Source organism: Corynebacterium sp. NML140438 (assembly GCF_001875725.1).
Classification (GTDB): Bacteria; Actinomycetota; Actinomycetes; order Mycobacteriales; family Mycobacteriaceae; genus Corynebacterium.
The window spans coordinates 24694-37389 of sequence record NZ_MLCQ01000022.1; the positions used below are offsets into that span (position 1 = coordinate 24694).

Annotated in this window: 17 protein-coding genes and 1 tRNA gene; 13 read left to right on the forward strand and 5 right to left on the reverse strand. The window is 60.3% G+C overall.

The window, feature by feature from the left end:
• Positions 1-29: 29 nt before the first annotated feature.
• From BJP08_RS06970 to BJP08_RS06980, 3 genes are read left to right on the forward strand one after another with little or no spacing between them, the layout of a single operon-like run.
• Positions 30-1217, forward strand: coding sequence for a S1C family serine protease (locus BJP08_RS06970; protein ID WP_083428456.1), 1188 nt, complete (start codon positions 30-32; stop codon positions 1215-1217).
• A 58-nt stretch (positions 1218-1275) separates the two neighbouring features.
• Complete coding sequence (locus tag BJP08_RS06975) at positions 1276-1845, forward strand: molybdenum cofactor biosynthesis protein B (protein ID WP_071568915.1); 570 nt, start codon at positions 1276-1278, stop codon at positions 1843-1845.
• An 18-nt stretch (positions 1846-1863) separates the two neighbouring features.
• Positions 1864-2079: a hypothetical protein gene (locus BJP08_RS06980; RefSeq protein ID WP_255364791.1), complete on the forward strand. Its 216-nt coding sequence runs from the start codon at positions 1864-1866 to the stop codon at positions 2077-2079.
• A 5-nt stretch (positions 2080-2084) separates the two neighbouring features.
• Here the strand turns inward: BJP08_RS06980 and mscL are convergent, their stop codons facing one another.
• From mscL to BJP08_RS06995, 3 genes are read right to left on the reverse strand one after another with little or no spacing between them, the layout of a single operon-like run.
• On the reverse strand, positions 2085-2489 hold the full coding sequence (gene mscL, locus BJP08_RS06985; protein ID WP_071568917.1) for a large-conductance mechanosensitive channel protein MscL: 405 nt from the start codon (positions 2487-2489) through the stop codon (positions 2085-2087).
• 55 nt (positions 2490-2544) lie between these two features.
• On the reverse strand, positions 2545-3150 hold the full coding sequence (locus BJP08_RS06990; RefSeq protein WP_071568918.1) for an SAF domain-containing protein: 606 nt from the start codon (positions 3148-3150) through the stop codon (positions 2545-2547).
• A gap of 34 nt (positions 3151-3184) precedes the next feature.
• Entirely contained in the window at positions 3185-3760 is a 576-nt protein-coding gene (locus BJP08_RS06995; RefSeq protein ID WP_071568919.1) for a 5-formyltetrahydrofolate cyclo-ligase, read from the reverse strand.
• Positions 3761-3824: 64 nt separating this feature from the next.
• On the opposite strand from BJP08_RS06995, the gene BJP08_RS07000 reads away from it, so the two are divergent.
• The 9 genes from BJP08_RS07000 (at position 3825) to BJP08_RS07040 (ending at position 10886) form a co-directional block, all read left to right on the forward strand.
• Positions 3825-4796 (forward strand): UTP--glucose-1-phosphate uridylyltransferase, encoded by a 972-nt coding sequence (locus tag BJP08_RS07000; protein WP_071568920.1) that lies wholly within the window; start codon positions 3825-3827, stop codon positions 4794-4796.
• Positions 4797-4822: 26 nt separating this feature from the next.
• On the forward strand, positions 4823-6118 hold the full coding sequence (gene glp / locus BJP08_RS07005; RefSeq protein WP_071568921.1) for a gephyrin-like molybdotransferase Glp: 1296 nt from the start codon (positions 4823-4825) through the stop codon (positions 6116-6118).
• 75 nt (positions 6119-6193) lie between these two features.
• Positions 6194-6787, forward strand: a complete 594-nt coding sequence (locus tag BJP08_RS07010; RefSeq protein ID WP_369816409.1) for a GNAT family N-acetyltransferase — start codon at positions 6194-6196, stop codon at positions 6785-6787.
• A 95-nt stretch (positions 6788-6882) separates the two neighbouring features.
• On the forward strand, positions 6883-8046 hold the full coding sequence (glpR, locus tag BJP08_RS07015; RefSeq protein WP_071568922.1) for a gephyrin-like molybdotransferase receptor GlpR: 1164 nt from the start codon (positions 6883-6885) through the stop codon (positions 8044-8046).
• A 63-nt stretch (positions 8047-8109) separates the two neighbouring features.
• A tRNA-Ala gene (locus BJP08_RS07020) sits at positions 8110-8182 on the forward strand.
• A 418-nt stretch (positions 8183-8600) separates the two neighbouring features.
• On the forward strand, positions 8601-9548 hold the full coding sequence (locus BJP08_RS07025; protein ID WP_071568923.1) for a hypothetical protein: 948 nt from the start codon (positions 8601-8603) through the stop codon (positions 9546-9548).
• Positions 9549-9869, forward strand: coding sequence for a hypothetical protein (locus BJP08_RS07030; protein WP_071568924.1), 321 nt, complete (start codon positions 9549-9551; stop codon positions 9867-9869).
• A 94-nt stretch (positions 9870-9963) separates the two neighbouring features.
• Positions 9964-10599, forward strand: coding sequence for a DUF4355 domain-containing protein (locus BJP08_RS07035; RefSeq protein ID WP_143110045.1), 636 nt, complete (start codon positions 9964-9966; stop codon positions 10597-10599).
• A gap of 17 nt (positions 10600-10616) precedes the next feature.
• On the forward strand, positions 10617-10886 hold the full coding sequence (locus BJP08_RS07040; RefSeq protein ID WP_255364792.1) for a hypothetical protein: 270 nt from the start codon (positions 10617-10619) through the stop codon (positions 10884-10886).
• Positions 10887-11126: 240 nt separating this feature from the next.
• Here the strand turns inward: BJP08_RS07040 and BJP08_RS11880 are convergent, their stop codons facing one another.
• Positions 11127-11252 (reverse strand): hypothetical protein, encoded by a 126-nt coding sequence (locus BJP08_RS11880; RefSeq protein WP_255364793.1) that lies wholly within the window; start codon positions 11250-11252, stop codon positions 11127-11129.
• A 233-nt stretch (positions 11253-11485) separates the two neighbouring features.
• Here BJP08_RS11880 and BJP08_RS07050 point away from each other — a divergent pair, with 233 nt between their 5' ends.
• A complete protein-coding gene (locus BJP08_RS07050) occupies positions 11486-12094 on the forward strand; it encodes a cation transporter (RefSeq protein ID WP_071568926.1) in 609 nt (202 codons plus the stop codon).
• On the opposite strand, the gene BJP08_RS07055 is transcribed toward BJP08_RS07050, so the two are convergent.
• Positions 12091-12696 (reverse strand): DNA-3-methyladenine glycosylase I, encoded by a 606-nt coding sequence (locus BJP08_RS07055; protein ID WP_071568927.1) that lies wholly within the window; start codon positions 12694-12696, stop codon positions 12091-12093. The two genes, BJP08_RS07050 and BJP08_RS07055, sit on opposite strands and share 4 nt — an antisense overlap.

Here is a 12696-nt window from a genome sequence, read left to right on the forward strand (position 1 = left end):
CCACAGTGCCGTGGTGCATACTGCTCTACATGACAAACCCGTACTCATCACAACCAAATACGAACCCCTACGCGGCCGATGCGCTTCCCGAGACCGCGTTCGTGCAGTCGGCGCCACAGGAAAAGCAGCGTGGCGGGCGAGGGGTAGGCACCGTAGCGGTGTCCGTAGTGTTGTCGTTGCTTGCCGGCGCCGGTGCCGGATACGCAGTGCTTGCCGCGAACGATAACGGCGAGCAGCAGCACTACAACGCACTCGAGAACCCGAGCCTCGCATCGCCCGAGACAGCTCCCGAAGGTTCGGTTGAGCAGGTCGCGGCCGCTGTGCTGCCTTCGGTGGTGTCTATTACCGTGGCAACCCCGAATGGCATCGCGGAAGGGTCTGGGTCAATCATTTCTTCCGATGGGTATATCTTGACGAACCACCACGTGATCGGTGCCGCGGCGACGGCGCGATCGGAAATTCAAGTGGTGTTCAATGACGGCTCGAAGCACTCGGCTACGTTTGTGGCTTCGGACGTCAATACGGATATTGGCGTGCTGAAGGTTGATGGCGTCGAAAATCTCCCTGTGCTCAACTTCGGCAACTCTGACGAGCTGAAAGTTGGCCAGCAGGTCGTTGCCGTTGGTTCGCCCCTCGGGCTTTCTGCCACCGTGACCAGCGGTATTATCTCCGCGAAGAATCGTCCGGTGCGTGCAGCGCAGGGTGGTGGGGAGAGCTCGCTGATGGATGGGTTGCAAACCGATGCGGCGATTAACCCAGGTAACTCTGGTGGGCCGCTCGTCGATATGCAGGGGCATTTGATCGGGATGAACTCGGCGATCGCGTCGCTCTCGGCGGGAGGTTTTGGTGGTGAGCAGTCGTCGGGGTCGATCGGCCTTGGGTTTGCGATCCCGTCAAACTTCGCCAAGCGAGTCGCGCAGCAACTCATTGAGACGGGTAAGGCGTCGCAGCCAATGCTTGGCGTGCGCGTGTCGATTCGCGGTACCCGTATCGACGGCGCCGTCGTCGCGGGTGTTGAGCCCGGAAGCCCCGCAGAAAAGGCCGGTATCCGGGAGGGTGACGTGATCACCAAGTTGGATGACCGCCTGATTGATTCAGCTGATGCGCTGATCGCAGCGACGCGCTCGAAGGACTTTGGCCAGGTTGTCACCCTCGAAGTTCTCAGCGAAGGAGAAGAAACTTCTCATTCCGTGGATGTAACCCTGAGTAACGGGTAAGTTTTGTAGCAAGCAATGAAACAGCGCGATTTCACAACGACACGACAGGAGACCTGGCATGCCAACGACAGAAGTTTTGCTTGACACCGTTGGGGAACCCGACGAAGAGTCGCTGAAGGCGGCAGAGTTGGCTGAGCAGACGCCGACTCCTCCCGCAGCCATCGCTGTGTTGGTGGGGGACCGTCGCTACACTGCGGAAGGCGACACGACTGGCGACATGCTCGTGGAGCTGCTCAGCGAGTTCGGGTTTAACGTCGATGCGGTGGTGCATGTGAACTCGAGCGAAGCGGAGATCCGCAAGGCGATCGAAACCGGCGTCGTTGGCGGGGTTGACCTGGTGCTCACCGTCGGTGGCACAGGTGTTGGTCCGCGCGATACGGCGCCTGAGGCGACGAAAGCGGTCATCGACAAGAACGTGCCGGGTGTTGCGCAGGCGGTTCGCTCGTCGGGCCAGGCATGTGGCGCGGTCGACGCCTGCACCTCCCGCGGGGTGTGCGGTGTCTCTGGCTCGACCGTCGTGGTGAACCTCGCCGCAAGCCGCCAGGCGATCCGCGACGGCGTTTCGACGATCGCGCCACTAGTCCAGCACCTGATTGGTGAGCTGAACACCTACTCCGTGCAAGCGTAACCAGGAACGATGACGGACATGACAAAGCCGCGCCACCAGCGGCGACGCGTGGAGCGACGGTCGGAAGCAGAGTACGACCGTAGTCCTGAACGCACGCAACTCTTTGGTGACGCGGCCTCTGGGCAGGCGGGCTATGACGCCGGACGCAGTGTCGATTTCGACGGCGACGGCGAGCCGGAGCTCACAGGCAAAGCCTTTTACGAGCATGAACGCCCGCCCCATTACGGAGAATAGCAGTACTACTGCTGTGCAGGCTTCTCGGAGAGCAAATCGCGGATCTCGGTAAGCAGCTCGGTCTCGGTCGGAGCCGGGGTGTCCTCGGCGATGCCGCGCTTGCGCTTCTGCATCTCGTCGAGCTTGTTCATCGGCGCGACGATCACGAAGTAAACAACGGCTGCGATGAGCAGGAAGTTAATGGCTGCAGTAATCAGTGCGCCGAAGTCGAGGAAGGTTGCGTCGTTACCGGAAATGATGTGGAAGCCAAGACCGGAGTAATCAGCGCCGCCGACGGAAGCGATCAGCGGGTTGATGATGTTGTCCGAGAACGCGGTGACAACTGCGGTGAACGCAGCACCGATGACAACACCGACTGCGAGGTCAATGACGTTGCCGCGCAGAATAAAGTTCTTAAAGCCCTCAAGCATTAGGGTCTCCTTCGTTGGGTTGGAGTTTTTGGACTTTGAAACTATAGGCAACAAACTAATGTGTGGTCAATACAACTGTTAATGGATCCGTGAGGGAGGCGGCCGCAACGTTGGCTGCGTCGGCGCTTTGCAGTAGAACCAAGATGGAACCGTGCTCGTTTGTTGTCACCACCTTGCCGCCACGCGCAATTACCCTCGGACCTGGGGCGACGATATCTACTCTGGCCCCGTGGTGCAGCATCGGAAGCAGCTCGGGCTCAGCCAAGGTCACCGGGACCATAGTGAAATCGTGCGGGTTGGCATCGTTTCCAAGTAGGGAGGCTTGGAGGTCAGGGCCGACCAGGCGCGTACTGGCGATCACTTCATTCGCGGATGCGCCGGCGGCGAGGACCTGTCCCACGGCAAGCTCGGTACTGCCCAGCGCGTTCGCGGGAACCACGGATGGCGGGAGCCTGCGCAGAGCGACGTCCGCCTCTGTGAGTACAGCTCCGGCTTCGACGTCGCGTGCGAAAACCGCGACGGGCGGGTCGGCGGAGCGGGCGTCGAAAAGCAGGCTCGTACCGGCTACCAGCAGCAGGGTGACTGCGATCGTGCGCCGCACCATGACGGCGCGGTGGTAGCCGGGCATTCGGAGGTCGCGAAGTAACGAAGCAAGCTTCATGCCGTTTAGACGCAGGCGTCGGCCCAACGGTTCCCTACAACGGCAAGAAAGTCCGGTCCGTCACAATGGCATCGACGGGCACATCGTGGGGTTGCGCTGGCAGCGTATCGACGACCTCTTCGTCAAACACCACCGCAATAATGGGGACTTCATGGTCGCGGACTTGGTCGAGCGCGCGGTCGTAGTAACCGGCACCCTTGCCCAGGCGCTGCCCGCTGCGATCCACCGCAAGCGCCGGGATCACCAACGCAGCACATTCCTTGAGCACATCGCTAGCAAACCGGGAACCAACAGGCTCCGCAATGCCGAGCGCGCCGGGTTGCTGATCCTCAGAGCACGCTGCCCACTGCAGCTCACCGTGGGGAAGCGAGATCGGCAGCCACACTGTTTTTGTGCGTTGCGCGAGTTGGAGCGGGTAGTCAGCGGCTCCGGGTTCGCTGGCGAGAGGGTGATAGGCGCTGATATCTTCGCCGATGGCGCCGTAGTGCTCCAACGCGTCGAGCGTGTGCTGGAGGATCCAGGCATCGCGCTCGAGTTTTTCCTCCTGTTGGCTAACGAGGTGGCGTCGAAAAGTGGTGTGCTTGTCGCGGAAAGCTTGCTTGGTGCGCAAGTGGGGGAGCCTCCTAACGGGTCGGAAACAGTAGACGGACTATATACAGGTAAAGTAGATCTTTATGCGGAAGTCTAACGAAGAAACCTCTCAGCAGCCTGCGTCGCGCGGCGTGAAAACCGTTGTGGTGCCGGCGGCTGGCATGGGGACACGGTTTTTGCCAGCTACGAAGACTGTTCCTAAGGAACTCCTGCCTGTGGTGGACACACCCGGTATCGAGCTGATCGCCGAAGAAGCGGCAGAGCTCGGCGCGCGCCGCCTGGCGATTGTTACAGCTCCGGCAAAAGAGGAAATCATGCGCCACTTCGGTGAGTTCGAGTTGCTGCGCGAGACGCTCGCTGCACGCGGTAAGGACGACCAAGTAAAGAAAGTGGCGCGCGCCGCGGACCTCATCAGTGCCGTCGCGGTGACGCAGGAGAAACCACTCGGGCTTGGACACGCGGTCAGCTGCGCGGAATCAGCGCTTGACGACAATGAGGACGTCGTCGCCGTCATGCTTCCCGACGACCTGGTGCTGCCCACCGGTGTCATGGAGAAGATGGTGCGCACCCGCGAGAAGCTCGGCGGATCGGTACTGTGCGCCTTCAACGTGACGCCGGAGGAAGTGTTCAACTACGGCGTGTTTGATGTCGAGGACGTCGACGAGGACATTGACGGCGTTGAGGTCAAGCGCGTGAAGGGCATGGTGGAAAAGCCGGCGGTGGAAGACGCGCCGTCGACACTCGTGGCTACCGGGCGCTACTTGCTTGACCGGGCTATTTTTGACGCCCTGCGTCGCATTACGCCTGGCAAGGGTGGAGAGCTGCAGCTTACCGACGCGATCGAGCTGATGATCCAAGAAGGCCACCCTGTGCACGTCGTGGTACACCACGGGAAGCGCCACGATTTGGGCAACCCGGGCGGCTACATTCCCGCTAATGTGGACTTTGGTTTGCACGACCCGAAGTACGGGCCGGCACTGTACACGGCAATCAAACAGATCATGAACGACTTTGAGGCCGAACACCCCGAACTGACGGGTGATGGACAACGCTAACAATGGCGTAGAAAGAGGCGTGGCTGATGCGCGGTGTTGATGAGCAGCTTGCCATAATTGGCGACGCAATCCGGACCCCCGAGCCGATCCGAGTCGGGATCGACGACGCGCTGGGGCTGATGTGTGCCGAGGAAGTCGTGGCGGCGCGCGCGTTGCCTGGCTTTTCGCAAGCAGCCATCGACGGCTACGCCGTCCGCGCAGTAGATGTGGGTGGGTCCGCGGGCCTGCGGGTCAAGCCACGCCAAGGTGGGGACGATGCGGTGCAGGAACCCTTGCCACGCGCAAGTGCCGACCGTGCTCTGCCCGTGGTTGGTGAAGTTCCCGCCGGCTCGCAGAAACCACTTCGACTGCAGCCGCGTCAAGCTGTACGAGTTGCAACCGGGGCTCCGCTGCCCACGCTTGCCGACGCCGTGCTCCCCCTGGAGTGGAGTGATCGGGGGACAAAGCGCGTCACGCCACAGCGGCCCGTCGCCAGCGGTGAGTTCGTGCGGAAACCCGGGGCAGATATTCAACCCGGTGACATCGCGGTTCGTCCCCGCACAGTACTTGGGCCAGCACAGATCGGCCTGCTGGCTGCTGCGGGACGCACCAAAGTGCTGGTGTACCCGCGCCCGCGAATCACGGTCCTCAGTTACGGCATGGAACTCGTTGATCTCGACCGAGAGCCAGGCTTAGGCCAAGTTGTCGACGTCGCCTCCTACGTCGTAGGCGCTGCCGCCGAGGAGGCGGGTGCAGATGTGCACCGCGTCGGCATCATGAATGCTGAGCCGCGGAAGATGCGGGAGACGCTGGCGGGCTTTATCGGGCGCAGCGAAATGATCGTGATCACCGGCGCAGTCGGTGGATCGGGTGCGCAGACACTCCAGGAAGTGCTGCGTGACCTCGGGGACATAGACACGACTCGAGTAGCGATGCACCCCGGTTCCGTCCAGGGCTTCGGCACACTGGGCGAAGAACGCATCCCCGTGTTCCTTCTACCTTCGAACCCAGCGGCGGCGCTCGTGATCGCCGAAACTATTGTTCGTCCAGCCATCCGCCAGGCCCTTGGGAAGCAGTCATGGCAGCGCCCGGTAGTCCGCGCCCGCTCGATGCGCGCGATCTCCTCGCAGCCAGGGCGACGCGGATACGTGCGGGCACGCCTCATGCGCGACACAGCAACCGGGGACTACCTGGTTGAAGGCCTGGCAGGAGCCGGTGGCGACACGTCCCACCTGTTTGCTGGCTTCGCAGAAGCCAACGCCATGATTCGCTTGTCTGAGTCCACGGTAGAGATCCGCCCTGGGGACGTAGTGGACGTCGAATTCCTCCAGCAGCGGGGATAGCCGGTGGGTCTGCTACGAAGGCTAGAAACTTGGCTCCATGGTCCAACGCCTGGTTGGCCGGAGCGGACCCCGCTGGTGAGGCTTCCGGGCGGGGAAACAGTCACGCTGCGGCCACTACGACTGCAAGACGGCCGCGAGTGGCGTCGTACCCGTGTGCTCGACCAGCAGTGGCTCCAGCCCGTGGAACCGACAATCCGTTCCACATGGGAGGCGGCCCACACGAAAAACGCCTGGGTAGGTCAGTGGACGATGCTCAAAGAAATGGCATCCGACGGTACTGTCGTGCCGATGGTGATTGAGGTCGACGGTCGCTTCGCTGGGCAACTGACGCTCGGCGGGATTCAGCGCGGAACCGTCGACGAGTGCTGGATTGGGTACTGGGTACACAGCCCGTACCAGGGGCGCGGCATCGCCACCGCGGCGTGCGCGTTGGGCACCGACCACGCAATTAACCGCGTCGGCCTACATCGGGTCACCGCAACTTACCTTCCAGACAACCCCGCCAGTGGCCGCGTGCTCGAGGCCGTGGGCTTCCGCGAAGAAGGATTCATGCGCGGCAACATCCATATCAACGGCCGCTGGCGCGACCACTATTTCGTCGCAATGACGGAGGATGACTACCCGACTTCGGCGGTAGACAGGCTGCGGCGCTCTGGCCGAATTCGATGAACTAGCCCCGGCGTGGCTCGGGCAGAACCACCGAAATGATCGCTACCGTTAAAGGTCAGATTCGTGGGTAGTTTTTAGGAAGGTGGCTTCGCTGTATGGGTAGCCCGAGCTTGATCATTATCTTGATGATCGTCGTGTGGGTCATCGTGCTGGCACCACTCGTATTTGGCAACAACAAACCAATTCGCCGGTCCGGTGAAGGATACGACGAGACCCGGGTCCTGCACACCGGCGGCACCGAGCCTCTTGAGGTCCGCCGCCGTCCACGTGTGACCGCTGCGGACGTGCATCTGCACGACGACGATGCCGAGGACGTGGAACTCGTCGAAGCCGTCGAGCACGAGCCCGCCGCGAGCGAAGTCCTCATCGACGACAGCGCGGTCATCCGAAACTTCTTCTTGAAGAATCAGGAAGACTCCGACTCCGAAGAAGACACCGACTCGAACGTCATTGAGGGCGAGGTCATCGAAGCGGATCCAGCCGAGGACGAGTCGGTTGAGGCCGAGACCGCTGAGGCTGAGTCTGCAGATGCAGTGGAGGATGCTTTGGACGATGCTTCCGACGACGCTGAGGCTGTAGAGCTCAGCGCTGCGGAGGATTCGGCAGCCTCGGCAGCAGAAGCTGAAAGCATCCCGGATTCGTACTACTCCACAGCAGACTTCGGATACGACACCGGGGTCACGGCGGAAATGGACGTCGAAGAGATTGCCTCGGAGGACGTCGAGGACCAGCAGGGCGCTCAAGAGGAAGAGGTCGCCGTCACCGACGAAGACCTTGCGTTCGCTGAGGCCCGCCGTGGCCGTGGCGGGTGGGACCCCGACCGCGCGCGCAGAGCGCGCGAAGATCGCTTCATGCGCCGTCAGCGCACGTTCCTTGGCCTCATCATCGCCTGCGTGATCACGTTTGTGGTCGCGTTCGTTGCAGGCGGGTGGACATGGATCCTGCCAGCGGCCTCCGTCGCCCTGACCGTCTGGTTTATGGTCGTGCTGCGCAGCGTCGTCCGGCAGGAGCGCGCACTGCACCGACGCCGCATGCGCCAGCTGCGCCGCGCACGCCTTGGCGTCGCCACTGCAGATTCGACGCACCCCAGGCAGGAGTGGCCACGTCGATACGGTGAATCCGTCGCCATCGACCTTGACGACGCCCACCCCGACTTCGCCGACCTCCCCGAAGCATCCTCCGTGATCTTCGAAGACCCCACGGATACTCGCCCCTACCCATACCGCGAGGACGGCAACCGCACCCCACGAGCAAGCTAAAACGCCAGCTTACCCGTGCGATTTAGCATCAGCGGAGAAGAGGAGTAACCTCTTCTCCAGCGAGGGGCTATAGCTCAGTTGGTAGAGCGTCGCGTTCGCAATGCGAAGGTCAGGGGTTCGATTCCCCTTAGCTCCACAAGATACAAACCCCCAGGTCGTTTGTGGCCTGGGGTTTTGTCGCACCTGTGCTGGTGCAACCGCAGTCGGTACCACCGCAGAATTGTTCCCGGGAGATCGTTTGACTTCGGAACTATTTTTGTAGACAGCCGTCGCCACCTGGGGAAACGTGAGCATGGGTCGACCGAAGGAGACCTGAAACACAAAATGGTTCCCCGGGTTGGGAACTTTTTCGAGGCGCAGCTCGCCAGAGGTAGGAGCACCACTACAGCCGGGGCTCGTCCTTAGCCCCAACGCTGATGCGACCCAAGACGACACTCTACATTCGCATGGCGAACGTGCCATGTTGTGATCGCTGTGCGGTGTTGGCGGGCAAGCGTGGTTACTGGGATACACCGTTTCAGCGACACCCAGGGTGTGACTGCACACAGATTGCGGTGCCCGAGGACTTCACCGAAGGCTACAGTGGGCCTCAATTCGATGTGCAGGCGTATTGGGACTCGTTGAGCGCTAAGGACCAAGACAAGGTGTTTACCAAGTCTGGTGCTGCGGCGATTCGCGCCGGTGCTGACATCAACCAGGTGGTCAACAGTAAGCGTGGGATGTCGGATGCTGCCCAAGCGTTTACGAGGATGGGTACGACGCAGCGGTCGAAGACGATGCAGTACTACTACGGGCAGTCGAAACAGGCGGTGAAGGGCAAGCCTCGTATTGCGAGGTTGAGTGTGCCGGAGATTATCAAGCGCACGCAGGGCGACCAGCAGCGCCGGGTGGAGATGTTGTATCGGTACGGCTATATCCGGTCGGTGCGGCCGGGTGTTCTACCTGCGGAGGTACGTGATGTGGTGGCGGATACTGCCCGTGCACGGCATCAGGCGTTGTTTGAAGAGTTTTCGGAGATCGTGCCGAAGATTGACCCGACATTGCCTGTAGAGCACATCACGAAGGCAGGCAGAGTTCGCTTTGTTGAGAAAAAGCAGTTGATGTACGTCTCTGGCGGGCACACAGCAGAGTGTGCCGATGAAATAGCTGCTGCCGTGAAGCAAATTCGTGCAGAGCATGCTAACGCAGAATTGAGCGCTCCGAAGTCGTTCTTCCCTCCGCAGAATCAGAAGCAACTCCTTGAGTGGTTAGCGAACGCTAAAGATGAGGCGCAAAATGATCCGGATTTTCTAGAGCGAACCAACAACAATGGTTGGTTGCTGCAAAAGCGGGTTGTAGACCCGCAGGGTAACCGGCAATTTCTGGAAATGATTATTCAGGAGCAATCTTCGAAAGAACGAGACTCGTGGAGGTATGCCACAGTCTTTCCTCGCTATGGAGATAATGTAAGGCGTATTACAGTAGAAGGTGAACTCGTGGACGCTCCGTGGAAAGGAGATTAGATGCTGTTTCATGAAGCGATAGAGAAACTAAACGATGATCTCGGGGTAGCCGACAACAATCGTCTCACTCCTCAGCGTGAAGAGCGTCTTCTACGTGCTTACCTCGATGCAGCTCGTGCAGGGAAAATCGTTACAGATGCGGAAGCGAAAAAGGAGTTCCTTGAGATATTCGAAGAGCCGATTTATTTCGAAGAGAACTTCTACTCTGAACAAGGAGTGCTGGACGCGTTTGAATTGGCACGAGAGTTTGGCGCAATCGAACCCGTGGTTTCGCTAAACTTCCCTGCACTTGAGGACATGGATTTATATCGCAGGCACTAGTCGATCGTTGAAAACTTTCTAACCCACCACCAACGTGGTGGGTTTTTTCATACCCACCTACCGGTGGGTTTTCGTGTTTTAAGGAGAAAACAATATGAACAACCGCGTACGTCCGTGGGTACGAATGTTTGCCGCACAAGCAGACGGCGGCGAACCCACCGCCACCGGGCAGGGAAGCGCCCCAGCCCAGCAGACGACCCAAGAACCTACCAACACCGCCGAATCAGAAAGTGGCGCCGAAAAGCCTTCGGAATCCGCGACAGGCGATGACGAGGAGGACAACCCTGACGGGCGTGGCAGTAAACGCGCTGTGCTCAAAGACCTCGCAGAGGAGCGCGATAAACGCCAGGCCGCAGAAGCAGCCCGCGACGAGTACAAGGAACGACTTGATGCAATCGACCGGGAGAAGATGACCGAGCTTGAGCGCACACAATCCGACCTGGAAAAGGCCAACGAGCGAATCGCTGAACTCGAAGCGGAAAAAACTGCACGTGAGCGTGAACAGCTCGTCGGCAAAGTCTTATCTGATGCGAAACTCCCCGCCGAGATGGCGGATCGGCTGCGTGGCGAAACAGAAGAAGAACTCGCCGCCGATGCAAAGGCACTCGCAGCAGCGCTCGGCTTCGACCGCAAACCCGTCGACCCCTCCCAGGGGCGGGGAACGCAGCGAGCAACAACCCCCATGACACTGCAGCAGGCCACAGACGCCCGCTTGAACATTCAACGATAGAAAGGAAGTGATGCCACATGGCTATCACGCTTGAGCAAGCAAAGCTCAACACCCAAGACGACTACGACGCAACCGTCATCGATGAGTTCCGCAAAAGCTCCGTCATCCTCGACAACCTCATCTTCGACACCGCAGTCAACCCTGCCGGTGGCGGCGCAACACTGACCTACTCCTACCGCCGACTCGCAACCCAGCGCGAAGCAGCATTCCGCGAGTACAACACCGAGTGCATCTCGCCGATGCGTTCGGCGAGTGACGTCCTGAACTACTGCGTGATTATGCCTTAGCTGTACGGCCAGGGGATTCAGCGACGGGGCTGCCTGGCCTTTGTGCGTGCCAGGTTTTCACTGCTTCGGCATCCCAGAGGGGTGTTTGCTTTGTTAAGCGCGTTACAGGCCCGGGTACGCCGAGTTTGTTGTTTGCTCTGCTGTAGGAGCGCCATGTGGAGTCGGTGACTCCACAGTGGTTGGCGCATTGTTGCACGGTCCAGAGTTCACGCCCGGTGTCGGTATCGGTGATACGGATGTTCATGCTGATTTCCTATCGAGGAGATAGATGTAGACGGCGGTTGCAGAAAGTATGAGCAAGGTGATCGGGTGCCAGCCGATGAGCACGCCGAGGGGAACGAGGAGTAGCGGAAGATTCAGCCGCATAGCGTATTCCTTTCCGAGGTAATGGGGAGGAGTGCCTCGCGGTTCTGGTTAATTCGGGTAATCAGAACCGCGAGTTCTTTTTACTCGTCCTTATCGTGAGGCTTCCGGAAGAAGAAGCCCACGATTAGCCTAGTAGGTTGTGGTGCCCAGCTAACGCTCAGAAACGTTTTGAACGGAGTGACAAACGTCTCTAGAGTGTTACGCGCAAGACAGCCGAAGAAAAGGAGAACACCGTGGCTGCACAAAGGATCCGTCGAGCAGTCCTTGTCGTTGCGCTGTTGAATCTGGCGTACTTTTTCGTCGAGTTTATCGCCGCGCTGACGATCGGCTCTGCCTCGCTCGCGGCGGATTCCGCCGACTTTCTCGAGGACACGGCGATTAACCTGCTCGTATTCTTCGCGGTGGCGTGGCCGGCGCACCGGCGTCGCGTGGCGGGGAGCGTGCTCGCCGGGCTGATTCTCATCCCGGCTGTAGCTGCGGTAGTCATGGTGGTTACCAAGATTCTCAATCCGGTCCCGCCATCTCCCGAGGGACTGACAGGTGTGGCACTCGGCGCGTTGGCAGTCAACCTCATCTGTGCGGTGATCCTGCTCAAGCTGCGTGACCAGGGTTCGTCGTTGGCGAAGGGGGCATGGCTCGCGGCGCGCAACGACGCGCTGGCGAACGTGCTCATCATCGTCGCTGGCCTGCTCACCTTCGTTTGGCCGACTGCTTGGTTCGACATCGTCGTCGGCACGATCATCGCTGCAATCAACCTTTCGGCGGCCAAGGAAGTGTGGGAGGAGTCCCGCGAGGAGCATGCTTCGGTGGAGGAAGCATTCGCAGAGATGGACGACGACTAACTCCACACTCCGGATGCGCCACGTCGCCAAGTGCCGATCAGGTTCGTGTCGATGATGCCAGTGGACTCCATGAGCGCGTACATCGTGACGGGGCCGACAAAAGTGAAGCCACGTTTCTTCAGGTCTCGGGCGAGGCGACGTGATTCGTCGGACTGGGTTGGTACTTCCTCCATACTGCGGGGAACAGGTGTGGTTTCCGGCTGGTAGGACCAGATGAAAGACGCGAGGTCCGTGCCGGTTTCTCGTAACTCGCGGGTGGCGGCCGCGTTGGTGAGCACTGCCTGAAGTTTGCGGCGGTTGCGGATCAGGGAGGCGTCGTCAAGAAGGTGCTCGATTGAGTCCATGCGCGCTAGGGCGTCGGGGTCGAACCCGCGGAAAGCCTCGCGCAGGGCGTCGCGCTTTTGCAGGATCAGCCTCCACGACAGGCCGACCTGGAACCCCTCGAGACAGAGGCGCTCGAACATGCCTGCCTCGTCGCGAACGGGCATGCCCCACTCGGTGTCGTAGTAGTGGCGCAGGAGCGGATCGTGCGCGGCCCAGGGTGGGCGGCTGAGTCCGTCGTCGCCGGTGATTGGGAAATGTTGCTTTGTTTCATTTTCCAT